Annotated in this window: 21 protein-coding genes and 1 riboswitch; of the genes, 11 read left to right on the forward strand and 10 right to left on the reverse strand. The window is 71.3% G+C overall.

All coding sequences use genetic code 11. The features are described 5' to 3' along the window. Positions 1-96 precede the first annotated feature (96 nt). Positions 97-1,992 (reverse strand): anthranilate synthase family protein, encoded by a 1,896-nt coding sequence (locus FLP10_RS14575; RefSeq protein WP_210418412.1) that lies wholly within the window; start codon positions 1,990-1,992, stop codon positions 97-99. Between the two features lie 284 nt (positions 1,993-2,276). Here FLP10_RS14575 and FLP10_RS14580 point away from each other — a divergent pair, with 284 nt between their 5' ends. Both FLP10_RS14580 and FLP10_RS14585 read left to right on the forward strand, forming a co-directional pair. Continuing rightward, on the forward strand, positions 2,277-2,816 hold the full coding sequence (locus FLP10_RS14580) for an RBBP9/YdeN family alpha/beta hydrolase (RefSeq protein ID WP_149161533.1): 540 nt from the start codon (positions 2,277-2,279) through the stop codon (positions 2,814-2,816). Between the two features lie 43 nt (positions 2,817-2,859). Beyond that, a complete protein-coding gene (locus tag FLP10_RS14585) occupies positions 2,860-3,720 on the forward strand; it encodes an Fpg/Nei family DNA glycosylase (RefSeq protein ID WP_149161534.1) in 861 nt (286 codons plus the stop codon). Here FLP10_RS14585 and FLP10_RS14590 read toward each other — a convergent pair. Next, complete coding sequence (locus tag FLP10_RS14590; protein ID WP_149161535.1) at positions 3,713-4,390, reverse strand: phosphoribosyltransferase; 678 nt, start codon at positions 4,388-4,390, stop codon at positions 3,713-3,715. The genes FLP10_RS14585 and FLP10_RS14590 overlap by 8 nt on opposite strands. Before the next feature lie 225 nt (positions 4,391-4,615). On the opposite strand from FLP10_RS14590, the gene FLP10_RS14595 reads away from it, so the two are divergent. Then, positions 4,616-6,277: a substrate-binding domain-containing protein gene (locus FLP10_RS14595; protein ID WP_168209207.1), complete on the forward strand. Its 1,662-nt coding sequence runs from the start codon at positions 4,616-4,618 to the stop codon at positions 6,275-6,277. A 182-nt stretch (positions 6,278-6,459) separates the two neighbouring features. On the opposite strand, the gene FLP10_RS14600 is transcribed toward FLP10_RS14595, so the two are convergent. The 6 genes from FLP10_RS14600 to FLP10_RS14625 form a co-directional block, all read right to left on the reverse strand. After that, positions 6,460-7,977 carry a DHA2 family efflux MFS transporter permease subunit gene (locus FLP10_RS14600; protein ID WP_149161537.1) on the reverse strand — a complete coding sequence of 506 codons (1,518 nt, stop codon included), beginning with the start codon at positions 7,975-7,977 and terminating at the stop codon, positions 6,460-6,462. A gap of 116 nt (positions 7,978-8,093) precedes the next feature. Beyond that, a complete protein-coding gene (locus FLP10_RS14605) occupies positions 8,094-9,272 on the reverse strand; it encodes a cysteine desulfurase family protein (protein WP_149161538.1) in 1,179 nt (392 codons plus the stop codon). Further along, positions 9,269-10,144: a carboxylating nicotinate-nucleotide diphosphorylase gene (gene nadC / locus FLP10_RS14610; protein ID WP_149161539.1), complete on the reverse strand. Its 876-nt coding sequence runs from the start codon at positions 10,142-10,144 to the stop codon at positions 9,269-9,271. Before nadC ends, FLP10_RS14605 begins: the two co-directional genes overlap by 4 nt. Beyond that, positions 10,144-11,664, reverse strand: a complete 1,521-nt coding sequence (nadB, locus tag FLP10_RS14615; RefSeq protein ID WP_149161540.1) for an L-aspartate oxidase — start codon at positions 11,662-11,664, stop codon at positions 10,144-10,146. Before nadB ends, nadC begins: the two co-directional genes overlap by 1 nt. Position 11,665: 1 nt before the next feature. Next, complete coding sequence (gene nadA, locus FLP10_RS14620) at positions 11,666-13,135, reverse strand: quinolinate synthase NadA (RefSeq protein WP_149161541.1); 1,470 nt, start codon at positions 13,133-13,135, stop codon at positions 11,666-11,668. Then, positions 13,132-13,875 carry an NUDIX hydrolase gene (locus FLP10_RS14625; RefSeq protein ID WP_149161542.1) on the reverse strand — a complete coding sequence of 248 codons (744 nt, stop codon included), beginning with the start codon at positions 13,873-13,875 and terminating at the stop codon, positions 13,132-13,134. The genes nadA and FLP10_RS14625 overlap by 4 nt, the downstream gene beginning before the upstream one ends. Before the next feature lie 151 nt (positions 13,876-14,026). After that, positions 14,027-14,133, forward strand: a riboswitch (glycine riboswitch). Positions 14,134-14,280: 147 nt separating this feature from the next. Between FLP10_RS14625 and gcvT the strand changes: the two genes are divergently transcribed. The 3 genes from gcvT (at position 14,281) to gcvP (ending at position 18,838) form a co-directional block, all read left to right on the forward strand. After that, entirely contained in the window at positions 14,281-15,462 is a 1,182-nt protein-coding gene (gene gcvT / locus FLP10_RS14630; protein WP_149161543.1) for a glycine cleavage system aminomethyltransferase GcvT, read from the forward strand. 67 nt (positions 15,463-15,529) lie between these two features. Then, on the forward strand, positions 15,530-15,901 hold the full coding sequence (gene gcvH, locus FLP10_RS14635; RefSeq protein WP_149161544.1) for a glycine cleavage system protein GcvH: 372 nt from the start codon (positions 15,530-15,532) through the stop codon (positions 15,899-15,901). Between the two features lie 15 nt (positions 15,902-15,916). Then, the gene (gcvP, locus tag FLP10_RS14640; RefSeq protein ID WP_149161545.1) at positions 15,917-18,838 is read left to right on the forward strand and encodes an aminomethyl-transferring glycine dehydrogenase; all 2,922 of its coding nucleotides are present in this window, start codon (positions 15,917-15,919) and stop codon (positions 18,836-18,838) included. 138 nt (positions 18,839-18,976) lie between these two features. Here the strand turns inward: gcvP and FLP10_RS14645 are convergent, their stop codons facing one another. Next, positions 18,977-19,189 carry a hypothetical protein gene (locus FLP10_RS14645; RefSeq protein ID WP_149161546.1) on the reverse strand — a complete coding sequence of 71 codons (213 nt, stop codon included), beginning with the start codon at positions 19,187-19,189 and terminating at the stop codon, positions 18,977-18,979. 97 nt (positions 19,190-19,286) lie between these two features. On the opposite strand from FLP10_RS14645, the gene FLP10_RS14650 reads away from it, so the two are divergent. Further along, complete coding sequence (locus tag FLP10_RS14650) at positions 19,287-19,760, forward strand: hypothetical protein (RefSeq protein ID WP_149161547.1); 474 nt, start codon at positions 19,287-19,289, stop codon at positions 19,758-19,760. On the opposite strand, the gene FLP10_RS14655 is transcribed toward FLP10_RS14650, so the two are convergent. Beyond that, positions 19,709-20,470, reverse strand: coding sequence for a CPBP family intramembrane glutamic endopeptidase (locus tag FLP10_RS14655; RefSeq protein ID WP_149161548.1), 762 nt, complete (start codon positions 20,468-20,470; stop codon positions 19,709-19,711). The two genes, FLP10_RS14650 and FLP10_RS14655, sit on opposite strands and share 52 nt — an antisense overlap. A gap of 207 nt (positions 20,471-20,677) precedes the next feature. On the opposite strand from FLP10_RS14655, the gene FLP10_RS14660 reads away from it, so the two are divergent. The 4 genes from FLP10_RS14660 to FLP10_RS14675 all read left to right on the forward strand — a co-directional run bounded on the left by FLP10_RS14660 (position 20,678) and on the right by FLP10_RS14675 (position 26,114). Then, complete coding sequence (locus tag FLP10_RS14660) at positions 20,678-22,297, forward strand: peptide ABC transporter substrate-binding protein (RefSeq protein WP_149161549.1); 1,620 nt, start codon at positions 20,678-20,680, stop codon at positions 22,295-22,297. Between the two features lie 187 nt (positions 22,298-22,484). Beyond that, positions 22,485-23,414, forward strand: coding sequence for an ABC transporter permease (locus FLP10_RS14665; RefSeq protein WP_149161550.1), 930 nt, complete (start codon positions 22,485-22,487; stop codon positions 23,412-23,414). Continuing rightward, positions 23,404-24,360 (forward strand): ABC transporter permease, encoded by a 957-nt coding sequence (locus tag FLP10_RS14670; protein ID WP_149161551.1) that lies wholly within the window; start codon positions 23,404-23,406, stop codon positions 24,358-24,360. The genes FLP10_RS14665 and FLP10_RS14670 overlap by 11 nt, the downstream gene beginning before the upstream one ends. After that, on the forward strand, positions 24,357-26,114 hold the full coding sequence (locus FLP10_RS14675) for a dipeptide ABC transporter ATP-binding protein (RefSeq protein ID WP_149161552.1): 1,758 nt from the start codon (positions 24,357-24,359) through the stop codon (positions 26,112-26,114). Before FLP10_RS14670 ends, FLP10_RS14675 begins: the two co-directional genes overlap by 4 nt. Positions 26,115-26,241 lie beyond the last annotated feature (127 nt).

Here is a 26,241-nt window from a genome sequence, read left to right on the forward strand (position 1 = left end):
GGCCGCGCCGGCAGAAGACCACCTCGACGTCGGCGGTGACGCTGGACCTCGGAGCGACCTGCGCACGCGCATCTCGCTCGGTCGAGTACTGCGCACTCACCGGCCTGACCACACGAGCGGCGCCGGCGCCAGCACTCCCTCCACCAGCCGTTCGAGCAGCGCCAGCCCGTCGGGCGACAGCACCGACTCGAGGTGGCCCTGGATCGACGCGACGGATGCTCCGCGCAGCGCGATGATCGCACCCGTCGACGGATCCGCCGCCACCTCCAGGCCGAGCTCGGGCGTGATCGACCGGTCGGGCGCGACCGCGGTGAACGTGTTGTAGAAGCCGACCGCGGCCGGTTCGCCGAACACATCGACGTGCAGCTGCAGCCCCTGGCGCGGTGCGGGGAGCGGCTCGAGCGGCAGGCCGGCGAGGTGGGCGAGCAGCTGATGGCTGAGGCAGACGGCCAGCATCGGCCGACGCTGCTCGAGGCGCGCGGCGACGAGCTCGCGCAGGCGCGCGATGCGCGGGTCGGTCGAGTTGCGAGGATCACCCGGGCCGGGGCCGAACACGACGAGTTCGTCGGATGCCACGACGGGCGCCTCGTGCCACGGCACCACACGGGCGTCGAGGCCGAGGTGCCGCAGCTGGTGCGCGAGCATCGTGGTGAAGTCGTCGCCCGCGTCGATCACGAGTGCTGAGACCTCTCGCGGCTGGCGGGCGCGCTGCGGGGTGCTCCAGAACGCGGCGAGCGTGCGATTGCGGTCGGCGAGCAGGGCGGTCGCGCGCGGGTCGTCGGTCGCTCCGGCGGCCAGAGCGCCGATCGGCGTGCCCGAGGCATCCGATCGGGGGATCGCACCGATCGCACCGAGGACGCCGGCCGCCTTCGCGTGGGTCTCGGCGACCTCGCCGGCGGGATCGGAGTGGCGCACGAGCGTGGCGCCGACCGGCACGCGCACGCGCCCGGCATCGTCGAGGTACGCCGTTCGGATCAGGATCGGTGCGTCGAGGTCGTACCCCGACGGCGAGGCCGGGGCCGGCGTGAACCGCGCCAGCACGCCAGCGTAGTAGCCGCGGCCGGTCGGCTCGTGGCGCGCGATGACGGTGCACGCGTTGCCCATCGGCGAGCCCGTGACGGTCGGTGCGAACATCGTGCGCCTCAGCACCTCGCGCGGATCCAGGCCGGTCGTGCCCTCGAGCAGGTATTCGGTGTGCGTGAGTCGTGACATCCGCTTCAGGAACGGCCCGCGCATGCGCCCGCCGTCGGGGCAGACCGCGCTCATCATCTTCAGCTCCTCGTCGACGACCATGACGAGCTCCTCGCGCTCCTTCACGTCGCCGAGGAAGGCGACCAGATCATCGGCGGATGCCCCGCCCGCCGCGTGCCGGAACGTGCCGCTGATCGGATTCATCGCGACCACGCCGCCGATCGACGAGACGTGCCGTTCGGGCGTCGCGCCGACCGCCGACAGGCCCGGCGTGTGCACCGCGAAGGTCCAGTACGCGCCGTGCTCGTGCTCGAGCAGCTCGCGCATCCATGCGAGCACGGCGTGCGCGGGCGTCGCCGCCGTCGACCCGGTGAACTCGCGGCGGATCACGAAGTTCGCCCCCTCGCCGCGCCCGATCTCGTCATCGATCACCCGACGCACGACCTCGGCGTAGGCATCGTCGGCGACGTCGACCGCGAGGTCGGCGACCGCGGGCGGAGTCGCGGGAAGCAGCGCGACGGCGAGGTCGACCGGCACCCGCTCGCGTTCGCGCACGACGAGGCAGCGCAGCGGCGCGCCGTCGTCGCGGGCGGTGAAGCCGCGCTCGCGCAGCTGGCGGAACGGCACGAGCGCGAGCACCTCCTCGCCGTCGAGCGGGATGTCGGCCAGCCGGTCGACGTCGACGACGTCGCCGACCAGCACGTCGAGGTGCGCGTCGGTCTCGCGGTGCAGCAGCGCGAACGCGGGCACAGGCCGATCGCGCGCCGCATCGGTCACGAGTCGGTGGAGCAGTCGCGTCATGGGGTCCTCCGGGGTCGTGCCCTCGGACATCGCCCCGGAACCGCGAGACGACCGCCCTCGGGCGGTCGTCGATTCGTCGAAACGCGCTGGCCGCCTACGAGGCGGGCCACCAGGAGCGGGTCGACGGAGTGTGCATGCCGGGCAGCCTAGCGCACGCGCCATCCGCAGGTCGAGGAGCGCCGGCCGCGGTTGGCGCGATCGCGACGGTGGATGGCAGCCGCGAATGAAGCATCGTGGAGGCGCGGGTGGCACCGTGGAACGCGATCGACCGGACGGAGGCGTCAATGACCCGCATCGTGATCGTGCCCGGCATCGGCGGCTCGGGCCCCGAACACTGGCAGACCCGCTGGGAGGCGACGCTGCCCGCCGCGGTGCGCATCCGCCCCGCCTCGTGGGACGAGCCCCGCCTGGTCGACTGGTTGCGCGCGATCGACGACACCGCCCCGGGTCGCGACACCGTGTTCGTCGCGCACTCGATGGGATGCCTCGCGGTCGCCGAGTGGCTGACGAGGCATCCCCGCGGCGCGGCCGGTGCCTTCCTGGTGGCGCCGCCCGACCCCGCCGGGCCCGAATACCCCGACGCGGCGCGCGAGTTCACGGTGCCGCGCGGCACGCTCGGCGTGCCGGCGCTCGTCATCGCGAGCAGCGACGACCCGTACGCACCGGGCGACGCGGCCGAGCGGTTCGCCCGCGCCTGGGGCGCCGGCCTCGACGTCGTCGGCGCGTTCGGGCACCTGAACACGGCGAGCGGGCTGGGGGAGTGGGCCGAGGGGCGCGAGCGGTTCGACGCGTTCGCGTCGCAGGTCGCCGCGGCCGCGGCGTAACGCGCCTCTGGCCGTTGTCGGCAGCGGATGCCACGATGGAACGGTGCCCGAGATGCCCGAGGTCCAGGCGCTCGTCGACTTCCTCGGCGAGCACGCCGTCGGGCGCGCCGTCGCGTCGATCCGGCTCGCGTCGATCTCGGCGCTGAAGACCTTCGACCCGCCGATCTCCTCGCTCGAGGGCGCGGTCGTCGAGCGCGTCGAACGGCACGGCAAGTTCCTCGACCTGGTGACGCCGGCCGGCCATCTGGTGTTCCACCTCGCGCGCGCCGGCTGGCTGCGCTGGTACGACGCCGTGCCGACCACACCCGTGAAACCCGGCCGCTCGCCGCTCGCGCTTCGGCTGCGGTTCGACGACGGCTCGGGGTTCGACCTCACCGAGGCGGGCACCAAGAAGTCGCTCGCGGTGTACGTCGTGCGCGAGACATCCGAGGTGCCCGGCATCGCCAGGCTCGGGCCCGACCCGTCCGCGCCCGACTTCACCCTCGACGACTTCGCCGCGATCCTCGCCGGCCGACGCACTCAGGTGAAGGGGCTGCTGCGCGATCAGTCGGTCTTCGCCGGGATCGGCAACGCCTACTCGGACGAGATCCTGCACGCGGCGCGCATGTCGCCGTACGCGCTCGCCGCGAAACTCACGCCCGAGCAGGTCGACACGCTCTACCGGGCGATGCGCGACACGCTCGCCGAGGCCCGGGCCGCGGCCGCCGGGCGCCCACCCGCCGATCTCAAAGACGCCAAGCGCCGCGGTATGCAGGTGCACGGTCGCACCGGCGAGGCCTGCCCTGTCTGCGGCGACACGGTGCGGCAGGTGATCTTCGCCGACTCGACGTTCCAGTACTGCCCCACCTGCCAGACCGGCGGCAAGCCCCTGGCCGATCGGGTGCTGTCGAGGCTCGTCAAATAGCGCGCCTCCGCAGTATCTCGACGACCTCGTCGTCAGGCGTCTGCCCGAAGTCGAGGTAGTGCATGCCGACCGCCATGAACGAGCGGGGTCGTTCGAGGCACACCACCTCGTCGGCCTCGCGCAGGCCGGCGATCGTTTCGGGCGGGCCGACCGGCACCGCCAGCACCACCCGGGCGGCACCGAGCTCGCGCGCGATCCGGCACGCGACCCGCGCTGTCGCCCCCGTGGCGACCCCGTCGTCGACCACGATCGCGGTGCGGCCCGTGAGGTCCACCGCCGCACGCCCCTCGCGGAACCGCCTCACCCGGGCCTCGACCTCGTCGCGCTCGCGGTGTTCGACCCGTCGCCGGTCGGCCGCATCGACGCCGGACGAACGCACGACGTCGTCGTTCCACACCACGGCATCGCCCTCGCCGACCGCGCCCATCGCCACCTCGGGCCGCCAGGGCACGCCGAGCTTGCGCACCACGAGCACGTCGAGAGGGGCGCCGAGCGCACGCGCCACCTCGTCGGCGACCGGTACCCCGCCGCGCGGCAGGCCGAGCACGATCGGATGACTCGGGGCGAGTCCCAGCAGCGCCTCGCCGAGTCGGCGCCCGGCGTCGCGTCGGTCGCGGAAGCGGTCGCCCGGGCGGTGCAGCCCATCGGTCGCCGGATGGTCGCGGCTCATCGGCGTCGTCCGTCTCGACGGACGAAGCGCGTACGCGGCGGGACATATGGCATGCGACGTCGGGCGATCGAGTGGGGCCGCCCGTCTCGGAGTGTACGACGCCCGAGGTGGGAAAGTCGAGGCGGTTTCGCGTACACTGACTGCACCCTCCCCCTGGACGGGGGAACCCGTTCAGGCTCCGGCCCGCCCCCTCCCCCCAATGGGCCGGACAGTAGGGAGTGCTCTGTGGGTCGGCATACGGTCGAGGCTGCGGCGAAGAAACCCGTACGCCCCCTCGTCATCTCCGCCATCGCGGCCGCCGCCGTGATCGGCGTGGTCTCCACCGGCGCCTACCTGTGGGTCGGCGGCCATCTCAACCCCCTGTTCGCGTCGGCCGAAGACGGTTGCGAGACCGAAGACCTGGTGGTGGTCGCCGACATCTCGGTCGCGCCGGTGGTCGAGGACCTCGCCGAGGTGTTCGACAAATCGCGCGACGGCTGCGTGAAGACCGAGGTGCGGGCTCAAGAAGCCGCCGACACCGCGGCACTCATCGCCGGCGGCGGTCTGAACGCCGACATCTGGATCCCCGATTCCAGCGTCTGGCTCGACCGTGCGGCGGCCACGGCGCAGTCGCTCGGTCGCAATGCCCCGCAGATGAAGTCGAAGGGTTCGATCGCGACCTCGCCGATCGTGTTCGCCGCCGCAGCCTCGCAGACCGAGCAGATCGCCTCCGAGCCGGTCACCTGGGCACGGGTGCTCGGTGGCAGCCTGCAGGCGCTCCTGCCCGACCCCGAAGCCTCGGCGGCGAGTCTCGCCGGCCTGCTCGCGCTCAAGTCGAAGAGCTCACCCGACGACCCGCGGCAGTTCGCCGGAGCGATGATCGCGCTCGGCAAGACGATCCCCGCGTCGACGGGCGCCGCGTTCAGCTCGGTGTCGACGATGAACCAGCCGACCGTCGTCATCTCGAGCGAGCGACTGGTGGCCGAGTACAACCTGAAGAACGGCAGCGAGCCGCTGTCCGCGGCGTACCCCGTCGACGGCAGCGTCGCGCTCGACTACCCGTACATCGCGCTCGGCGAGCTGAAGGGCACGCGGGCCAAGCTCATCGGTGCGTTCGAAGGCACGTTGCGGCACAACCCCAAGGCCTTCCGCTCAGCGGGATTCCGCGCACTCGACGGCACCGGCGAGCTGAAGATCGCCGGGCTCTCCATGACCCCGCCGACGCCGGCGGCCGGGCTCGACGGCGCGGCGCAGGTCGAGATCCTTCGCCAGTGGGGCGTGCTCACCCTCCGATCCCGGATGCTCGCCGTGATCGACGTGTCGGGCTCGATGGAGGAGCCGGCCGACAACGGGCTGCGTCGCATCGACGTGTTCCAGCAGGCCGCGTTGGGCGCGATGCAGAAGTTCTCGGGCGAGGTCGAGATGGGCGTCTGGGTGTTCTCCACCCAGCGCAACGGCGACCTCGACTACGAAGACCTGGTGCCGATCGGCCCGCTCGCCGACGCCGGCCACACGCAGCAGATCGCCGGCGTCATCGCGTCGCTGCCCGATCGCCTCGGTGGCGCGACGGGTCTCTACGACACCACGCTCGCAGCCGTGCAGCGGGTGCGCGAGACGTACGACCCCGAGAAGATCAACTCGGTGCTCATCATCACCGACGGTCGCAACGAGGACGACAACGGCATCGACCTCGACACGCTGCTCGCCGAGCTCGCGAAGATCGCCGAGGAGAACGAGCCCGTGCCGGTCATCATGATCGGCTTCGGTCCCGACACCGACATGGACGCCATGCAGCGCATCGCCAAGTCGACCGGTGGTGCCGCGTACTCGGCCTTCCACCCCGAAGACCTCGGTGTGGTCCTGGTCGACGCGCTGTCGCAGCGCAGCTGCCGACCGGACTGCGGCTAGGCGCACCCACCGCGGAGCCCGACCACCGCGGAGCCAGACCAGCGCTGAGCCCGACCACAGCGGAGCCAGACCAGCGCTGAGCCCGACCACCGCGGAGCCAGACCAGCGCTGAGCCCGACCACAGCGAGAGGCCCGCCGGCGACCATTCGGTCGACCGGCGGGCCTCTCGTCGTCCGGGCGGATCAGTGCGCCGCGACGCCCTCGGGGACATCCGCGGGCCGTCGCACGAACGCCGCGCCCACGATCGCGGCGAGCGAGACGATCGCGCCCACCAGGAACGCGCCGCGCACGCCCGATGCCTCGGCTTCGACGCCGTTCGCGCCGCCCGCGGCGGCCGTGAGCTGCTGCGCGGTCAGCACCGTGATGAACACCGCAGTGCCGGCCGCGCCCGCGACCTGCTGCACGGTGCCGACGATCGCCGACGCGTGCGAGTAGAAGCGGGGCTCGACCGAGCCGAGCGCGGTGGTGAACAGCGGCGTGAACATGAACGCGAGCGCCACCGAGAGGCCCACGTGGAGGGCGAGCACCATCCAGACGGGGGTCTGGGTGCCGACCATCGTGAGCATCCACAGCACCGCGCTCACCGCGATCGCGCCGGGGATCAGCAGCGGCCGCGGACCCACGCGGTCGTACAGTCGGCCGACCGTCGGGCCGAGCAGGCCCATCGCGAGGCCGCCGGGAAGCAGCAGCAGTCCGGTCTGCAGCGGCTCGAGCTCGAGCACGTTGCGCAGGTAGATCGGCAGCACGATGATCGTGCCGAACAGCGCGCCCATCATGACGACCATGAGCCCCACCGACACGGCGAAGTTGCTCGAGCGGAACGTGCGCAGATCCAGCAGCGCTCGATCGCCGCGCTGCAGCACGAGCTGACGCACGATGAACGCAGCGATGCCGAAGGCGCCGACGCCGAACGAGATCCACAGCGGTAGCGTCGAGCCGCCCGTCGCGGCCTCGCCGCCGACGAGGCTCAGCCCGTACACGAGACCGCCGAAGCCGAACGCCGACAGCACGACCGACAGCAGGTCGATCGGGGTGCGACGGGTCTCGCTGACGTTCTCGACGCGGCGTGCGCCGATCACGAGCATGACCACCGCGATCGGCAGCACGAGCCAGAACATGAACCGCCACGAGAGATAGTTCAGGATGAGGCCCGAGATCGTCGGACCGATCGCGGGCGCGACCGACATGACGATCGACACGCGGCCCATGAAGCGGCCGCGGTCGGAGGGCGCCACGACCGTCATGAGGGTGGTCATGAGCAGCGGCATCATGATCGCGGTGCCGGCGGCCTGCACGATGCGCCCGCCGAGCAGCACCTCGAAGCCCGGTGCGAGTGCGGCCAGCAGCGTGCCGGCCGAGAACAGGCCCATCGCGGTGATGAAGATCGGCCGAGTCGGGAACCGCTGCAGCAGGAACCCGGTGATCGGGATCACGATGGCCATCGTGAGCATGAAGCCGGTGGTCAGCCACTGGCCGGCGGTGAGCGTGATGCCGAGGTCGACCACGAGCGACGGGATCGCGACGCCCATGATGGTCTCGTTGAGGAAGACGACGAAGGTGGCGGCGAGCAGCAGCCAGATCACGCGCGTGTTCGACGCGCCGTGGCTGGGCTGATGGGCGCGGACGGCCGCGTCCTCGGCGGCGGCGGGCTCGGCGGGTACGGCGGACGTGTCGATCTCAGGGAAGGCGCGTTCGGTCACGAACAAGGTCAAGCCCGGTGAAGGGGAGCGCTATTCCCGATTCGTCGGATGCATCGGAACGCATCGAGTCGGCGTGGCCGACGGCTCAGGGCCGGGTCGGATGCTGCGGAGCGGCGTCAGGGCGCGACCGCTCCGCCGATCCCGCGCACGGTGCGCACGGCACCGGCGACGGCGTCAGCGGCGGTCTCGATGTCGGCGGCGGTGGTCTCGGCGCCGAGCGTGAACCGCACCGCGGTCTGCGCGATCTCGGGCGAGATGCCCATCGCCGTGAGCACGTGCGACGGCTCGTCGCTGCCCGCCGCGCACGCCGACCCGCTCGAGCAGATCACGCCGTCTTGTTCGAGTTCGAGCAGCACCGCCTCGCCCGCGGTGCCCGGGAACACGAACGACGCGGTGCCCGGCAGGCGCCCGATCCCGGGGGACGCACCGGTGAGCTGCGCGCCAGGGACCTCGTCGGTCACCCGGGCGACGAGACGCGCGGTGAGTGACGCCACGCGAGACGAGACATCCGACCGCTCGGCCTCGGCGAGCCCGAGCGCGGTCGCGAACGCGACCGCACCGGCGACGTTCTCGGTGCCCGACCGGCGCCCGCGCTCCTGACCGCCGCCATGCAGCACCGGCTCGAGCGGAAGACGACCGCGCACGAGCAGCGCACCCGTGCCCTTGGGAGCGCCGACCTTGTGCCCGGCCAGCGACAGCGCATCGACGCCGAGCTCGTCGAGCGACAGCGCCAGCCACCCGGCGGCCTGCACGGCATCGGTGTGCATGAGCGCGCCCGCCTCGTGCGCGACGCGCGCGAGGTCGGCAACCGGCTGCACCGTGCCCACCTCGTTGTTCGCGAGCTGCACCGACACGAGCGTCGTGTCGGGCCGCACGACGCGTCGCAGTGCGTCGGGCGTGACGACCCCGCGGTCGTCGACGTCGACCAGCGACACCGTGAATCCGTGGATGCGCTCGAGGTACGACGCGGCCTCGAGCACCGCCTCGTGCTCGATGGGGGAGACCACGAGGTGACGACCGCGCGGGTTCGCGAGAGCCACGCCCTTGATCGCGAGGTTGTCGGCCTCGGTCCCGCCGCTCGTGAACACCACGTCGCCTGGGCGCACGCCCGCCACCACAGCGACCCGTTCACGTGCCCACGCGAGTGCGCGGGCCGCCTCGTCGCCGAGGCGGTGGCGGCTCGAGGGGTTGCCGAATGATCCGCTGAGGTACGGCCACATCGCCTCGAGCGCCTCGCGACGCACCGGGGTGGTGGCCGCATGGTCGAGGAAGACGACGTGCTCGCCGGTACTCATGGTGTGCCGGCATCCATCGGCGCCTCCAGCACGACGTCGAGCCCGAGGTCGAGCGAGCGCACCGAGTGCGTGAGCGCGCCGACCGAGATCACGTCGACCCCGGTCGCGGCGATGTCGGCGACCGTGTCGAGGTTCACCCCGCCCGACGCCTCGACGACGGCGCGTCCCGCGATGAGCGCGACCCCCGCGCGCAGGTCGTCGAGCGAGAAGTTGTCGAGCATGACGGTCTGCGCGCCGCCCGCGAGCACCGGCTCGATCTGGTCGACCCGATCGACCTCGACCTCGAGGTGCGCGGTGTGGGGCATCCGGTCGCGCGCCTCGCGCAGCGCGGTCGCGAGATCCGCGCCGCCCGCGGTGAGGATCGCGAGGTGGTTGTCCTTCGCCATCACCGCGTCCGACAGGCTGCGGCGGTGGTTGCGCCCGCCCCCGTCTCGCACGGCCTGGCGTTCGAGGCTGCGCAGGCCCGGCGTGGTCTTGCGGGTGTCGACGATGCGGGCGCGGGTGCCAGCGACCGCGGCGACGTACCGCGCGGTCAGGGTCGCGATGCCGCTCATGCGCTGCAGCAGGTTGAGGCCGACGCGTTCGGCTCGCAGGATGCCGCGGGCCGGCCCCTCGACGCGGGCGAGCGCCTGCCCCGCCTCGAACCGCTGGCCGTCGGCGGCGAGCGCCGTGACCTCGATGCGCGCATCGACGAGCCGGAACGCCGCCGCGAACACCTCGATGCCGCTCAGCACGCCCGCCTCGCGCGCGACGAGTTCGGCCGTCGCGGTTGCGTCGACCGGGATGAGCGTCTCGCCGGTCAGGTCGCCCCACGGCGCGTCCTCGTCGAGCGCGGTGGTGACGATGCGGTCGATCTCGCGGGCGTCGGTCATCAGGCGGCCTCCTCGGCGGGCTGGGTGTCGGAACGGAAATGGGCGCCCACGCTCTCGCGCCGTGCGATCGCGGCGGCCACGGTGAGCCGGGCGAGGTCGAGCAGGTTGCGGTCTTCCGCGGTGCGTCGGTCGACCGGCTCGGGCGCGTGCCAGGTCGCGAGCCGGCCGGATGCCTCGGCGAGCCCGTCGGCGTCGCGCACGAGCCCGACCCGCTCCCACATGAGCTGCTGCAGCTCGCCGCGGTGGAACTCGTCGTTCGCGACGTAGGAGATCCGGCGCGACACGCCGTCCGCGGTGGGGGTGTACCCGGCGTGTCGCGATGACGTTCCTACGCCGGCGTCCGCCGCCCACGGGCCTCCACGGGTGATCGCCGCGGCCGCCCGCTCGGCGAACACCGCCGCCTCGAGCAACGAGTTCGACGCCAGCCGGTTCGCGCCGTGCACGCCGGTCCGGGCGCACTCGCCCACGGCATACAGCCCGGGCAGGCTCGAGCGCCCGTGCAGGTCGGTCGCGATGCCGCCCATGGCGTAGTGGGCCGCGGGTGTGATCGGCACGGGGGCATCCGACCAGTCGTACCCGGCCGCGCGCACCGACGCGTCGAGGCCGGGGAACCGCCGAGCGAGGAACGCCGCCCCCAGCTCGGTCGCGTCGAGGAACACGGGCGCAGCGCCCTGGGCCGCCATCGCCGCCCACACACCGCGGGCCACGACATCCCGGGGCGCGAGCTCGGCGCGCGGGTCGATCGAGGGCATGAACCGGATGCCACGGGCATCGCGCAGCACTGCGCCCTCGCCGCGCACCGCCTCGGAGATGAGCGGTGTGCCGGGGGCGGCCAGCGCGGTGGGATGGAACTGGGTGAACTCCAAGTCGGCGACCTCCGCGCCGGCGCGCCACGCTGCCGCCACGCCGTCACCCGTCGCGACGTCGGGATTCGTCGTATGCCGGTAGAGGCATCCGCTGCCTCCGGTGGCGAGCACGACGGCGTCCGCCCGCCGCTCGGCGCGCGATCCGTCGCGCTCGATGATCGTCGCGCCGACGACCCGGCCGGCCTCGACGACGAGATCGACGAGCATCGCGCCCTCGGCGATCGCCACCGCGCGACGGCGCACCGTGGCGACCAGCGCGGTCTCGATCGCCGCGCCGGTCGCGTCGCCGCCGGCGTGCACGATGCGGGCGCGCGAGTGCGCCGCCTCGAGCCCGCGCGCCAGACCCTCGTCGCCGCGGTCGAACCCGACCCCGAAGCGGATCAGGTCGCGCACCCGCGCGGCGCCCTCGTCGACGAGCACCCGAACCGCGGCGGGGTCGGCGAGCCCGGCGCCGGCGTCGATGGTGTCGGCGAAGTGCCGGTCGGTCGAGTCGTCGGGGAACAGCGCCGCGGCGATGCCGCCCTGGGCATATCTCGTCGAACCCTCGGCGAGCTCGGCCTTCGTGACGAGCTCGACCTCGCAGCCGGCGTCGGCCGCGCGCACCGCGGTCCACAGACCCGCGATGCCGCCGCCGACGACGAGGACCCGCGTCATGTCAGGCTCCGGAACCGGCTGTGCCGGCGTCGTTCGGACGCGATTCGGCGGTCGCCGGCTCGACCGGGCGCCGAATCGCGTCCGATCGACGGGTGGACGGTACGGGTGCGGTCCCGACGGTGGCGGGCGGCTTCGCCGCGAGCATCCGCTCGAGGGCGAGGCGAGCGGGCGCCGCCACGTCGTCGGCCACCTGGATTCGGTTGACGACCCGGCCGGCCACCAGCTCTTCGAGCACCCAGGCGAGGTAGCCCGGGTGGATGCGGTACATCGTCGAGCAGGGGCACACGACCGGGTCGAGGCAGAAGATGGTGTGCTCGGGGTGCTCGGCGGCGAGCCGCTGCACGAGGTTGATCTCGGTGCCGATCGCGAACGTCGAACCCGCGGGCGCGGCGGCGATGGCCTTCACGATGAAGTCGGTCGACCCGGCGGCGTCGGCCGCGTCGACGACGGGCATGGGGCACTCGGGGTGCACGATCACCTGCACGCCCGGGTGGTCGCGCCGAGCCGCCTCGATCTGCTCGACGGTGAACCGCTTGTGCACCGAGCAGAACCCGTGCCAGAGGATGACCCGGGCGTCCGCGAGCTCGGCTGCGGTGGACCCGCCGAGCGGCTTGCGCGGGTTCCACATCGGCATCTGCTCGAGCGGCACGCCCATCGCCTTGGCGGTGTTGCGCCCGAGATGCTGGTCGGGGAAGAACAGCACTCGCTGCCCCTGCTCGAACGCTCGCTCGAGCACCGTGCGCGCGTTCGACGAGGTGCACACGATGCCGCCGTGCCGGCCGACGAAGCCCTTGAGCGCCGCCGACGAGTTCATGTACGTGACCGGGATGACCGGCACTCGCCCGTCGGCGTCGACGGCGTCGAGGTCGCCGTACACCTCGGCGAGCTGCTCCCAGCACTCTTCGACGCTGGACTCGTCGGCCATGTCGGCCATGGAGCATCCGGCGGCGAGGTTCGGCAGGATGACGGCCTGCTCGGGCCGCGACAGCAGGTCGGCGGTCTCGGCCATGAAGTGCACGCCGCAGAACACGATCGCCTCGGCGTCGGGCCGGGTGAGCGCCGCGTTCGCGAGCTGGAACGAGTCGCCCGTGAAGTCGGCGTGCTGCACGACCTCGTCGCGCTGGTAGAAGTGGCCGAGCACGACGACGCGGTCGCCGAGCGTCGCTTTCGCGGCGCGGATGCGCTCGTGCAGCTCGTCGTTCGACGCGGTGCGGTATTCGGCGGGCAGGCCGCCCTGGCGGGGAGCGCCCGCGGGGATGACGTCGCCCATCGACGCGCCGGGGCCGTACCCGGCGGGACCGAGATCGAAGGTCCACGGCCCGTCGGCGAGCTCGGGCGCGCACGTCGAGCCGGTCTGCTTCCCGGTCGAGATGAGCCGGATGCTGCGGTCGACGGATGCGCCGAGGCGCACGTCGGCGGCGGTGCGGCCGTCGGCGTGATCGGCGGCGGTGGCGGGATCGGTGAGCGTCATGACTGCTTCCTCAGGTGCGGTGCGATGGGGACTCGGAACAACCCGTTCGCGCCGGCGTCGGCCGGCTCGGCGGGGCGGTACAGCTTGGGCGGACGGTGGGGCGTGCCGGTGCGCACCTCGCCGGTCTCGACGAGGGCGCCGGATGCCTCGACGGTGCGGCGGAAGTTCGCCGGATCGAGCGGGCGGCGCAGCACGGTCTCGTACACTTCGCGCAGCTCGGCGAGCGTGAACGTCTGGTCGAGGAACGCGTGCGCGATCTGCGAGTACCCGAGCTTCGTTCGCAGCCGTGCGAGCGCGTATTCGACGATCATGTTGTGGTCGAAGGCGAGCGCGGGCAGGTCGTCGGGATCGAACCAGCGCACGTTGGGGTCGTCGATCGCGCCGGTCGTCTCTTCGGGCCGCACGAGCGCCCAGTACACGACCGACACGACGCGCTCGGCGGGCGACCGGTCGGGGGCTCCGAAGGTGTAGAGCTGCTCGAGGTAGGCCGGCGTGACGCCGGTCGTCTCTTCGAGCGTGCGGGCGGCGGCGGCTTCGAGCGCCTCGCCGGCGCCGAGCCATCCGCCGGGAAGCGCCCAGCGGTCCTTGCCGGGCTCGCGCAGGCGGCGCACGAGGGGGATCCACAGCGACCGGGGCCCGGATGCCTCGTGCTCGACGCCGTCGGGCGTGACCCCCGGCTCGAGCGCGAAGATCACGGTCGACACGGCGAGCCGTGCGTCGGAACCGGGCAGTCGTGACATCCGTGCGCCCCTTCTGATCGATCCGAAGCTTCTAGTCAATCTGACTCGAAGTGCCGGAAACAGCTTACAGTCAATCTGACCAGAACGCGAATCACCGGACGCGTGCCGAGCCGTCGGCTAGGATCGACCTCACAACCGCATACCGGGCCATCGACGCGTCGCGGGAGAGCCGGCAGCACCGCACCAGCACTGCGAGCCGGCACCGAAGGAGCAAGCCTCCCCGCCAATCTCTCAGGTCGCCATCACCGCGACGACGAGGCCGCTCTGAAAAGCGGGCGCCGCGCTGCGTCGCCCCGCCCACGGTGAAAGCCCCCGAATCATCGGGTGTGAAACTCTCAGGCCCATGACAGAGGGGGAGTTCCCAGCACGGCGTCCGCCGTGTGATCCGCGCGATCCGGAGAACTCATGACCGACCTCGGCACCGCCCCCGAAGCACGCCAAGCCCACCAGCGCCTCAGCCCGCTCGACGCGGTGCACCGCGCCGCGGGCGCCTCGTTCACCGACTTCGCCGGCTGGCAGATGCCGGTGCGGTACGCGTCCGACCTCGCCGAGCATCACGCGGTGCGGCAGCACGCGGGGCTGTTCGACCTCTCGCACATGGGCGAGATCGTGGTGGTCGGGCCCGAGGCATCCGAGGCGCTCGACTACGCGCTCGCCGGCAAGCTCAGCGCCGTCGCGATCGGGCAGGCGAAATACACCCTGCTGCTCGCCCGCGACGGCGGCGTCATCGACGACCTGGTCGTCTACCGCACGGGCGACGACCGGTACCTTGTGGTCGCGAACGCCGCGAACCGCGAGGTCGTCGCCGACGAGCTGCGCGACCGCACCTCGCCGTTCGATGCCGACGTGTTCGACGAGAGCGACGACGTCGCGCTCATCGCCCTGCAGGGCCCCGACGCGCTCGCCGTGCTGCAGGAGACCGAGGGCTTCGGCCTGCAGGGCCCCGGCAACGACCGCGACGACTTCCTCGCCGCGCTCGACGCGCTGAAGTACTACCGCGCGATCGCCGCCGAGTACCAGGGCGAGCCCGTGCTCGTCGCGCGCACCGGCTACACCGGCGAAGACGGCTTCGAGTTCTACCTCGCGCCCGATCGCGCGCCCGCCCTGTGGGAGGCGTTCCGCGAGACCGGCGGCTCGCGGGTCGTGCCGTGCGGGCTCGCCAGCCGCGACACCCTGCGCCTCGAGGCGGGCATGCCGCTGTACGGGCAGGAGCTCGGCCGCGACATCCGGCCCGATCAGGCCGGCCTCGGCCGGGTCGTCGCGCTCTCGAAGGAGGGCGACTTCGTCGGGCGGGCGGCCACCGAGGGCGGCCGGCCCGCGGATGCCCCGGTGCTGGTCGGGCTCGCAGCCCAGGGCCGCCGCGCCGCCCGGCACGGCTACGAGGTCTTCGACGGCGAAGGCGCCGATGCCGCGAAGGTCGGCGTCGTGACGTCGGGCGCGCTCTCGCCGACGCTCGGCCACCCGATCGCGATGGCCTTCGTCGACCCCGCCCACGCTGAACCGGGCACCACGCTGTACCTCGACGTGCGCGGCACGCGCATCGAGGCATCCGTCGTCGCCCTGCCCTTCTACCGCCGCCCGGCCTGATTCCGCCGCACTGACGGCTCACCGACCCGCGAATCCGCGAACCGACCCACCGAACGAGGAGACCCACATGACCGACGTGACCAGCCTGCAGTACACCCCCGAGCACGAATGGGTGCTGGTCGACGGCGACGTCGCCACCATCGGCATCACCGACTACGCCGCCGAGAAGCTCGGCGACGTCGTCTACGTCGACCTGCCCGCTGCCGGCACCGCCGTGACCGCCGGCACCGTGGTCGGCGAGATCGAGTCGACCAAGTCGGTCGGCGAACTGTTCTCGCCGGTCGACGGCGAGATCGTCGAGGCCAACCAGGCCGTCGTCGACGCTCCCGAGCTGGTCAACAGCGACCCGTTCGGCGAGGGCTGGCTGATCAAGGTCGCCGCCGCGTCGCTGCCGGCGCTGCTCAGCCACGACGAGTACCGCGCCCTGGTCGGCGAGTAAGGAATCCGCTCCGCGATGCCCGCCTCCAGCTACGCCGTCGACGCCTTCGGGCGCCGCCACATCGGCACCACCCCTGACGACCACCAGCGCATGCTCGAGGTCGTCGGCCACGCGTCGGTCGACGCGCTCATGGCGGCCGCCGTGCCGACCTCGATCCGCATGGGCGAGGTGCTCTCGAGCGCCGTCCCCGCTGCCGCGACCGAGCGCGAGGCGCTCGCCGAGCTGCGCGACCTCGCCGCGCAGAACACCGTGCGCACCTCGATGATCGGTCTCGGTTACTTCGGCACCGTGACGCCCGCGGTCATCCAGCGGAACGTGCTCGAGAACCCCAGCTGGTATACCGCGTACACGCCCTACCAGCCCGAGATCTCGCAGGGCCGGCTCGAGGCGCTGATCAACTTCCAGACCATGGTCGAAGACCTCACCGGCCTCGACATCGCGAACGCGTCGATGCTCGACGAGGGCACCGCGGTCGTCGAGGGCATGCTGCTCGCGCGCCGCGCCTCGAAGTCGGCGTCGAACCGGTTCGTCGTCGACGCCGACGCGCTGCCGCAGACGCTCGCGCTGCTGCGCTCGCGCGCCGAGGCGGTCGGAATCGAGCTGGTCGAGGTTCCGCTGGCCGAGCGCTTCGGTTCGGGCGACGGCGATGCGGATGTCTCCGAGCCGGTGTCGGAGCTCGGCGAGCACTTCGGGGTGTTCGTGCAGTATCCCGGGGCATCCGGACGCGTGTGGAACCCGTCCGCGCTCATCGCCGCCTCGAAGGCGCAGGGCGCACTGGCCGTCGTCGCCGCCGACCTGCTCGCGCTCGCGCTCATCACCTCGCCCGGCGAGCTCGGCGCCGACGTCGCGGTCGGCACGTCGCAGCGGTTCGGCGTGCCGATGGGCTTCGGCGGCCCGCACGCCGGGTACATGGCGGTGCGCAAGGGCCTGGAGCGCCAGCTTCCGGGCCGGCTCGTCGGCGTGTCGGTGGATGCCTCGGGCGCACCCGCGTACCGGCTCAGCCTGCAGGCCCGCGAGCAGCACATCCGCCGCGAGAAGGCGACGTCGAACATCTGCACCGCGCAGGTGCTGCTCGCCGTGATGGCGTCGATGTACGCGGTGTACCACGGGCCGCGAGGCATCCGGTACATCGCGACCGAGGTGGCCGGCAAGGCGAGCCTGCTCGCCGGCTGGCTCGAGGAGATCGGGCAGACCGTCAGGCACGACGCCTACTTCGACACGCTCAGCGTGGTGGTGCCCGGTCTCGCGAAGAACGTCGTCGCGCGTGCGCGCGAGCTCGGCGTGCACCTCTGGCAGGCCGACGAGGCGACCGTTCAGGTCTCGGTCGACGAGACCACGACGCTCGACGATCTGCACGCCGTCGTGCGCGCGTTCGGCGGGCCCGAGGAGCGCGACCTCGGCGTGGGCGTCGCACTCGACGCGAACGCGCTGCCCGCCGCGCTGCGTCGCACCTCGTCGTACCTGCAGCACCCGGTGTTCAACACGCACCACTCCGAGACGCAGATGATGCGGTACCTGAAGACACTCGCCGACCGCGACTACGCGCTCGACCGGGGCATGATCCCGCTCGGCTCGTGCACCATGAAGCTGAACGCGGCGACCGAGATGCAGGCCGTCACGTGGCCGGCGTTCGCCGACCTGCACCCGTTCGCGCCCGAGGCCGACGTGGTCGGCTCGCTCGGCATGATCGAGCAGCTCGAGTCGTGGCTGGCCGAGGTCACCGGGTACGACACCGTGTCGCTGCAGCCGAACGCCGGCAGCCAGGGCGAGCTCGCGGGCCTGCTCGCGATCCGGGGGTACCACCGCGCCAACGGCGAGACCGAGCGCGACGTGTGCCTCATTCCGTCGAGTGCGCACGGCACGAACGCGGCGTCCGCGGTGCTCGCCGGCATGCGGGTCGTGGTCGTCGCGACCGACGAACTCGGCAATGTCGACCTCGACGATCTGCGAGCCAAGGTCGCCGAGCACGCCGACCGGCTCGCGGCCCTCATGATCACCTACCCGTCCACGCACGGCGTGTACGAACACGATGTGGTCGAGGTCACCCAGGCCGTGCACGATGCGGGCGGCCAGGTGTACGTCGACGGCGCGAACCTCAACGCGCTGCTCGGCTTCGCCCGGTTCGGCGACTTCGGCGGGGATGTCTCGCACCTGAACCTGCACAAGACGTTCTGCATTCCGCACGGCGGCGGCGGGCCGGGCGTCGGCCCGGTCGCGGCGAAGGCGCATCTCGCGCCGTACCTGCCCGGTCACCCGATGGCCCAGCGCGCCGACCACGCGGGCGGTGTCACCCACGACGGCGGGCCGGTATCGGCGGCGCCCTACGGGTCGCCGTCGATCCTGCCGATCTCGTGGGCGTACGTGCGCATGATGGGCGCCGACGGGCTGAGGGATGCCACGGCCGCCGCAGTGCTCGCGGCGAACTACGTCGCGGCGCGGCTGCGCGAGCACTATCCCGTCCTCTACACGGGTGAGAACGGGCTCGTCGCGCACGAGTGCATCCTCGATCTGCGGCCGCTGACCGCGGCGACCGGGGTCACCGTCGACGACGTGGCCAAGCGCCTCGTCGACTACGGGTTCCACGCCCCGACGATGTCGTTCCCCGTGGCGGGCACGCTCATGGTCGAGCCGACCGAGTCGGAGGACCTGGCCGAGCTCGACCGGTTCGTCGACGCGATGATCGCGATCAAGGCCGAGGCCGACGCGGTGGGCCGCGGCGAGTGGCCGGCCGAGGACAACCCGCTGCACAACGCCCCGCACACGGCCGAGTCGGTCGTGGTGGGGGAGTGGACGCACCCCTACACCCGCGAGCAGGCGGTGTACCCCGTGCGGTCACTGGTGCGGAACAAGTACTGGGCGCCCGTGCGCCGCATCGACCAGGCGTTCGGCGACCGCAATCTCGTCTGCGCATGCCCTCCGGTGGAGGCGTTCGCCTAGGCGGCCGGGCGGGCGGAGCACCCCGTCTGCAGTTGGCAGGACCTGCTGCGGTTCGCAGGACGTTCTGCGGTTTGCAGGACGTTCTGCGGTTTGCAGGACGTTCTGCCGTCCTACCAACCGGCGGCCGGCGCCGCACGCTCAGGCGTGCTGCGGTTGCGCCGGCGCGCGGTGGCGGCCGCGTTCGGTGTACCCGCGGGCGGACGCCGCAGCCGCGGCGCGTTCGGCGCGCCGGCGCGCCCGCGTCACGGCACGGAACTCCGCGGCGGCGAGCTCCGACGGCGTCGCTTCGGTGAGACGTGTCGTGCCGTGGTCGGCGAGGCGCTGGGCGAGGAAGGCGTGTGCGAGGTCCATGCGCCGATGCTCGCGAACGGGTCGCGGATCCGGATCCGGGATGCCCCGCCGATGCCACCCGGGCGTACACTGAGGATCACTCGGATCGGGGGTGCTCATGTCCGGTGAACTCATCAGCATCGTGGCGGGATTGGCGTTCGCGGGCCTGTTCGTCGGCACGACGCTGCTCGCCTCGGACGGACTCGCGCTGGATCGGCGCGCGCGTCACCTCGAGCGACGCGACCCCGGCACGGCCGCCGCGTTGCGACGCGCCCAGGCCGTCAGCGACTTCTCACGCGGAGGGGTGTTCGGCGACGAGGCGTTCGGCTCGGTCTGCAGCCCGAGTCGCAGGGCGTGGTTCGACGTCGCGCGCACGCGCGGCTCCGACCTCGACCCGCGCTACGAGGCATCCGAAGAGGCCCTGCCGCCCATGCCCGCGACCGTCGTCGCGCTCGCCTCGGGCGACCACCTCGCGAACCAGCGACGGATGCCGCAGCCGCCGCGGTCCGCGCCCGACCGCCCGGCCGTGCCCGCGCCGGCTCAGCCGGCCGGCGCGAACAGTCCCGGCCACCACGACGCCGCGAGCGGGTAGCCGACGAACGACACGATGTCGAGGATCCAGTGCGCGATGACGAGCGGCATCGTGCGCCCCCACCGCGTGTAGGCCCATCCGAACACGACCCCCATCAACGCGTTCCCGACGAACGGACCGAACCCCTGGTAGAGGTGGTAGGTGCCGCGCAGCAGCGCGCTCGCCACGATCGTCGCCCACGGGCCCATGCCGAGCTCGCGCAGCCGTGTGAAGAGGTAGCCGACGACGATCACCTCCTCGGTGAGGGCCGCCTTCAGCGCGGCGAGCACGAGGATCGGAATCGTCCACCAGTGCGCGTCGAGGGGCGCGGGCACGACCGCCACCGTGAACCCGAGCGCGCGCCCCGCCGCGTAGAGCGCGAGGCCGGGCACGCCGATCACCGCGACCAGCGCGAGGCCGGTGCCGAGGTCGCGCCACGGGCGGGTCAGGTCGAAGCCGATCCGGCGGAACGGCGAGACGCCGGGCTGCCAGAGCAGGTAGAGCGCCAGCGCGACCACGAACAGGCCGAAGAACACGTCCAGGAACTGGTAGGTGAAGTCGAGCCACTCGCGCGGCGAGCGCGACTGATTGATCGCGGCGGACTGGTCGGCGAGCCGGGTCTCGGCGGTCACGCGGGCGATGATCGCGACGATCGAGTACACGGCGGATGCCCCGAGCGAGAGCCCGAGCACGATGGCCGTCTCGAGGCGCAATCGAGCGGCGTTCGACATGCCTGAATCCTCGCACGCGGCGCCCCCGACGCAACGATCGTGCGTGCGATGCAGGGTTTTCACCCCCCGAACGTGGTGCAGGTTGCGCGTCGATAACGGTTTGCCATTGCGTTTGGATTCGATGCCCGGGCAAACCTAGTCTGAAGCAATCCGCGCACGGAACGGCCACGAGCCGCTATCCAGTGTGCACATCTCACAGGAGGAACATTGAAGATCAAGAGAATCGGCGTCGCAGCCATTGCTCTTGCCGCCGCGGGCGCGCTGACGCTCGCCGGCTGCTCGAGCAGCGCGCCCGAGTCCACCGGCGCTGCCGGTGGCGGGATCATCACCACGAACGGCTCGGAGCCCCAGAACCCGCTGGTCCCGACCAACACCAACGAGACCGGCGGCGGCAAGATCCTCGACGCCATCTTCGCCGGCCTGGTGTACTACGACGCCGAGGGCGCTCCCCACAACGACGTCGCCGAGTCGATCGAGACCGAAGACGCGCAGAACTACACGATCAAGCTTCGCGAGGGCCTGACCTTCACGAACGGCGAGCCCGTCAACGCGAACTCGTTCGTCGACGCGTGGAACTACGGCGCCGACACCGCGAACGGCCCGCAGCTCTCGCAGTACTTCTTCGAGTCGATCAAGGGCTTCAGCTACGACGAGTCGGTCCCCGAGCTTCCGGGCCTCGTGGTCGTCGACGACACCACGTTCACGGTCGAGCTGAACCAGCCCGAGTCGGACTTCCCGCTGCGACTCGGCTACTCGGCGTTCTACCCGCTGCCCGCGTCGGCGTTCGACGACATCGAGGCGTTCGGCAACAACCCCGTCGGCAACGGTCCCTACATGCTCGACGGTGACGGCGCGTGGAAGCACAACGAGCGCATCGACCTCACGGTGAACCCCGACTACGACGGCCCCCGCGCGCCGAAGAACGATGGTCTCTCGATCATCTTCTACGCGTCGCAGGACGCGGCGTACGCCGACCTGCAGGCCGACAACCTCGACGTGCTCGACGCCATCCCCGACTCGGCGCTGGCGACCTACGAGGACGAGTTCGGCGACCGTGCGGTCAACCAGCCCGCGGCCATCTTCCAGTCCTTCACCATCCCGGGCCGTCTCCCGCACTTCGACGGCGAAGAGGGCAAGCTCCGCCGCCAGGCGCTCTCGCTCGCGATCGACCGCGACGAGGTCACCGAGGTCATCTTCAACGGCACCCGCACGCCGGCCAGCGACTTCACGTCGCCGGTCATCGACGGGTTCTCCGACAGCATCCCCGGTAGCGAGGTGCTCGACTTCGACGCCACCAAGGCGAAGGAACTGTGGGCTCAGGCCGACGCCATCTCGCCGTGGGACGGCACCTTCCAGATCGCGTACAACGCCGACGGCGGTCACGCGGGCTGGGTCGACGCGGTCACCAACCAGCTGAAGAACAACCTCGGCATCGACGCGTCGGGTGCTCCGTACCCGACCTTCGCCGAGGCTCGTACCCTCATCACGAACCGCACCATCCAGACCGCGTTCCGCAGCGGTTGGCAGGCCGACTACCCGGCCCTGTTCAACTTCCTCGGCCCGCTGTACGGCACCGGTGCCGGTTCGAACGACGGTGACTACTCGAACCCCGAGGTCGACGCGCTCCTCACGCAGGGTCTCGCCGAGACCGACCTCGCCGCCGCGAACGAGAAGTTCCAGGCCGCGCAGGAGATCCTCTTCCAGGACCTCCCCGCGATCCCGCTCTGGTACTCGAACGTCAACGGCGCGTGGAGCACGCAGGTCGAGAACGTCCAGTTCGGCTGGAACTCGGTCCCGCTGTACTACGAGATCACCAAGGGCGAGTAATTCTCGTTCCACCCGCTCTCGGGGTTAGACTCTGAGACGCCCGTGGGGCGGCGGCCATCCGGCTGCCGCCCCACACCCACGTTTCCCCGCGGCGCACGCGTGATCCGGCGTAGCATCGTGGGGAGCATTCCCACTTACGTGAGGTTCCTTCGACATGCCATCTTCCACGGAACGGCGGGTCTGATCCATGACCGGCTACATCGTGCGCCGACTCCTGCAGGCGATCCCTGTGCTGCTCGGCACCACCTTCCTCATCTACTTCATGGTGTTCGCCATGCCGGGCGATCCGATCGTCGCCCTCTTCGGCGACAAGACGCCGCCGCCGCAGGTCATCGAAGCCCTGCGAGAGAAGTACCACCTCGACCAGCCGTTCATCGTCCAGTACTTCCTCTTCCTGGGCGGCATCTTCCGCGGCGACTTCGGCACCTCGTTCTCAGGTGAGCCGGTCTCCGAGATCCTGGTCCGCACGTTCCCGGTGACGCTCCAGCTCGCGGTGATCGCGGTGTTCTTCGAAATGGTCTTCGGCATCGCGGTCGGCCTCATCTCGGGCCTGCGCAAGGGCGGCATCTTCGACGCCAGCGCCCTCGTGGTCAGCCTGATCCTCATCTCGCTGCCGATCTTCGTCATCGCCTTCGTATGTCAGTGGCTGTTCGGCATCCAACTCCAATGGTTCAGAGCCACCGTCGGCGCCGGTGCGCCGATCCAAGACCTGATACTCCCGGCGATCGTGCTGGCGACCATCAGCTTCGCGCAGATCGTTCGCCTCACGCGTGCGTCGGTCATCGACACCGACGGCCAGGACTTCGTGCGCACCGCCGCGTCGAAGGGCCTCTCGCGCGGCCGCATCGTGCCGGTGCACATCCTGCGCAACTCGCTCATCCCCGTCGTGACCTATCTCGCCGTCGACTTCGGCGTGCTGATGGTCGGCGCGACCGTCACCGAGGGCATCTTCAACGTGCCCGGGGTGGGCAACACCCTCTACCAGGCGATCATCCGAGGTGAGGGGCCGACCGTCGTCTCCTTCGTGACCGTCATGGTGCTGATCTACCTCGTGGTGAACCTGCTGGTGGATCTGCTGTACGCCGTGCTCGACCCGAGGATCCGCTATGCGAAGTGACATCACCCGACCCGACCAGCAGCACTTCGTCGCTCCGGTCGAAGAGACGCCCGTCGCGGCGATCGACGCGGTCAAGGCCGAGGGCAAGCCGTCCAACCTCTGGCGCGATGCCTGGATGGACATCCGCCGTCGCCCCATGTTCTGGATCTCGGCGGTCATCATCCTCCTGGTCGTGATCGTCGCCCTGTTCCCGAATCTCTTCACGCAGACGCCGCCGAACAACGACTGCCAGCTGGCGAACTCCAATGCGGGCCCCGCCCCCGGCCACCCGCTCGGCTTCACCCGCCAGGGATGCGACATCTACTCGCGCATCATCCACGGCACGTCGACGTCGCTGTCGGTCGGCCTCATCGTCACCTTCCTGATCGCGGTGCTCGGCGTCTTCTTCGGCGCCCTGGCCGGCTTCTACGGCGGCTGGGTCGACTCGGTGCTCTCGCGCCTCGGCGACATCTTCTTCTCGATCCCCTACATCCTCGCCGCCGTGGTCATCATGTCGGTGTTCTCGCAGTACGCGAACGTGTGGGTGATCTCGCTCGCGATCGGCATCTTCGCGTGGCCGGCGACAGCCCGTGTGCTGAGAGCCGAGATCCTCAGGGTGAAGAACGCCGACTTCGTGATGGCGGCCACCGCGCTCGGCGTCTCGCGCCTGCGCATCCTCATCCGCCACGTGCTGCCCAACTCGATCGCACCGGTCATCGTCATCACCACGATCGGCCTGGCGTCGGCGATCGTCGCCGAGGCGACGCTGTCGTTCCTCGGTGTCGGCCTGCCGCCGTCGACCATGTCGTGGGGCAATGACATCTCGGCCGCGCAGACGAGCCTGCGCACCGCGCCGCAGACGCTGATCCTGCCGTCGATCGCCCTGTCGGTCACCGTGCTGAGCTTCATCATGCTCGGCGAGGTCGCCCGCGACGCGCTCGACCCGAAGGCGAGGGCCCGTCGATGAGCGCCACCCTGAACGGAGCGAACGTGCAGAACGGCGAGGAGCAGCCGCTCCTGCAGATCAAGGACCTCGAGGTCGGGTTCAAGACCCAGGAGGGCATGGTGACCGCCGTCGACGGCGTGAGCTTCACCCTCTACCGCGGGCAGAGCCTGGCGATCGTGGGCGAGTCGGGTTCCGGCAAGTCGACGACGGCCCACGCGATCATCAACCTGCTGCCCGGCAGCGGTCGGGTCACCGGCGGGCAGATCCTGCTCGACGGGCAGGACTTGACGAAGGTCTCCAAGCGCGAGATGGAGCAGATCCGCGGTCGCAAGATCGGGTTCGTGCCCCAGGACCCGATGTCGAACCTCAACCCGGTGTGGTCGATCGGCTTCCAGGTCGAGGAGGCGATTCAGGCCAACGGCATCGCCAGCGGCAAGAAGGCCGTGAAGGCCCGCGCGATCGAGGTGCTGAAGCAGGCCGGCCTGCAGGACGCCGACCGGCGCCTGAAGCAGTTCCCGCACCAGTTCTCGGGCGGTATGCGCCAGCGCGTGCTCATCGGCATGGGCCTGGCCGCCGAGCCGCAGCTGCTCATCGCCGACGAGCCGACCTCGGCGCTCGACGTCACGGTGCAGCGGGTCATCCTCGACCACCTCGAGTCGTTGACCCGCGAACTCGGCACCACCCTGCTGTTCATCACACACGACCTCGGCCTCGCGGCCGAGCGCGCCGAGCAGCTCGTCGTGATGTACAAGGGCAAGATCGTCGAGTCGGGTCCGTCGGTGCAGATCCTGCAGAACCCGCAGCACCCGTACACGCAGCGGCTGGTCGCCGCGGCGCCGAGCCTCGCCTCGCGTCGCATCCAGGCGTCGGGCAGCATTCAGGCGGCCGAGCAGGCGATCGAGGCGGATGCCTCTGCCGTTGCGGGCGAAGAGATCGACCTCATCGCGACCGCCGAGGCGCGTGCCGAGGCGCTCGAGGCCGCGGCCGAGCAGCCGCCGGCGATCGTGGTCGAGAACCTGACCAAGGTGTTCAAGATCCGTGGTTCGGGCGACTTCACCGCGGTCGACGACGTGTCGTTCCAGATCGCCAAGGGCACCACCACGGCGCTCGTGGGCGAGTCGGGCTCGGGCAAGTCGACGGTCGCGAAGATGATCCTGAAGCTCGAGGACTCGACGAAGGGTCGCATCCTCGTCGGCGGCAAGGACCTGGCCTCGACGACCGGCGGCGAGCTCTTCGCCCTGCGCAGCCGCATGCAGCCGGTCTTCCAGGACCCGTACGGTTCGCTGAACCCGTTGCGCAACATCGGCAACACCATCGCCGAGCCGCTCTTCACGCACAAGGTCGGCACACGTGCCGAGCGACGTGCGCGGGTGCGCGAGCTGCTCGACCAGGTGTCGCTGCCCCAGTCGCTGATCGGGCGCTACCCGAACGAGCTGTCGGGCGGCCAGCGTCAGCGCATCGCGATCGCGCGCGCCCTCGCGCTGAAGCCCGAGATCATCGTCCTCGACGAGGCGGTCTCGGCGCTCGACGTGCTCGTGCAGGCGCAGATCCTGCGTCTGCTCGCCGACCTGCAGGCCGAACTGGGGTTGACCTACCTGTTCATCACGCACGACCTCGCGGTCGTTCGGGTGATCGCCGACAACGTGTGCGTCATGCAGCGCGGTCGCATCGTCGAGGCGGCGACGACCGACGAGGTCTTCGACGACCCGAAGGAGCAGTACACGCGCGACCTGCTCGCCGCGATCCCGGGCGCGAACCTGATGCTCGGCGCGTAGCCGAGACATCCGGTCGCCCGATCGATCGCACCGGTCCGCTCGATCCCACCGGCCCGAACGCCCGTCCGCCTCGTGCGGCCGGGCGTTCGGCGTCCACTCGGGTTGCGCGCGGTAGGCTGGATGTCGC

The sequence above is a fragment of the Agromyces intestinalis genome (assembly GCF_008365295.1).
Taxonomy (GTDB): domain Bacteria; phylum Actinomycetota; class Actinomycetes; order Actinomycetales; family Microbacteriaceae; genus Agromyces; species Agromyces intestinalis.

Bases quoted from the DNA above. Each gene is read 5' to 3' on its own strand.
- FLP10_RS14575 (WP_210418412.1), bottom strand. From the start codon at position 1,992: ATGACGCGACTGCTCCACCGACTCGTGACCGATGCGGCGCGCGATCGG.
- FLP10_RS14580 (WP_149161533.1), top strand. From the start codon at position 2,277: ATGACCCGCATCGTGATCGTGCCCGGCATCGGCGGCTCGGGCCCCGAA.
- FLP10_RS14590 (WP_149161535.1), bottom strand. From the start codon at position 4,390: ATGAGCCGCGACCATCCGGCGACCGATGGGCTGCACCGCCCGGGCGAC.
- FLP10_RS14605 (WP_149161538.1), bottom strand. From the start codon at position 9,272: ATGAGTACCGGCGAGCACGTCGTCTTCCTCGACCATGCGGCCACCACC.
- nadC (WP_149161539.1), bottom strand. From the start codon at position 10,144: ATGACCGACGCCCGCGAGATCGACCGCATCGTCACCACCGCGCTCGAC.
- nadB (WP_149161540.1), bottom strand. From the start codon at position 11,664: ATGACGCGGGTCCTCGTCGTCGGCGGCGGCATCGCGGGTCTGTGGACC.
- nadA (WP_149161541.1), bottom strand. From the start codon at position 13,135: ATGACGCTCACCGATCCCGCCACCGCCGCCGATCACGCCGACGGCCGC.
- FLP10_RS14625 (WP_149161542.1), bottom strand. From the start codon at position 13,875: ATGTCACGACTGCCCGGTTCCGACGCACGGCTCGCCGTGTCGACCGTG.
- gcvT (WP_149161543.1), top strand. From the start codon at position 14,281: ATGACCGACCTCGGCACCGCCCCCGAAGCACGCCAAGCCCACCAGCGC.
- gcvH (WP_149161544.1), top strand. From the start codon at position 15,530: ATGACCGACGTGACCAGCCTGCAGTACACCCCCGAGCACGAATGGGTG.
- gcvP (WP_149161545.1), top strand. From the start codon at position 15,917: ATGCCCGCCTCCAGCTACGCCGTCGACGCCTTCGGGCGCCGCCACATC.
- FLP10_RS14645 (WP_149161546.1), bottom strand. From the start codon at position 19,189: ATGGACCTCGCACACGCCTTCCTCGCCCAGCGCCTCGCCGACCACGGC.
- FLP10_RS14650 (WP_149161547.1), top strand. From the start codon at position 19,287: ATGTCCGGTGAACTCATCAGCATCGTGGCGGGATTGGCGTTCGCGGGC.
- FLP10_RS14655 (WP_149161548.1), bottom strand. From the start codon at position 20,470: ATGTCGAACGCCGCTCGATTGCGCCTCGAGACGGCCATCGTGCTCGGG.
- FLP10_RS14665 (WP_149161550.1), top strand. From the start codon at position 22,485: ATGACCGGCTACATCGTGCGCCGACTCCTGCAGGCGATCCCTGTGCTG.
- FLP10_RS14670 (WP_149161551.1), top strand. From the start codon at position 23,404: ATGCGAAGTGACATCACCCGACCCGACCAGCAGCACTTCGTCGCTCCG.
- FLP10_RS14675 (WP_149161552.1), top strand. From the start codon at position 24,357: ATGAGCGCCACCCTGAACGGAGCGAACGTGCAGAACGGCGAGGAGCAG.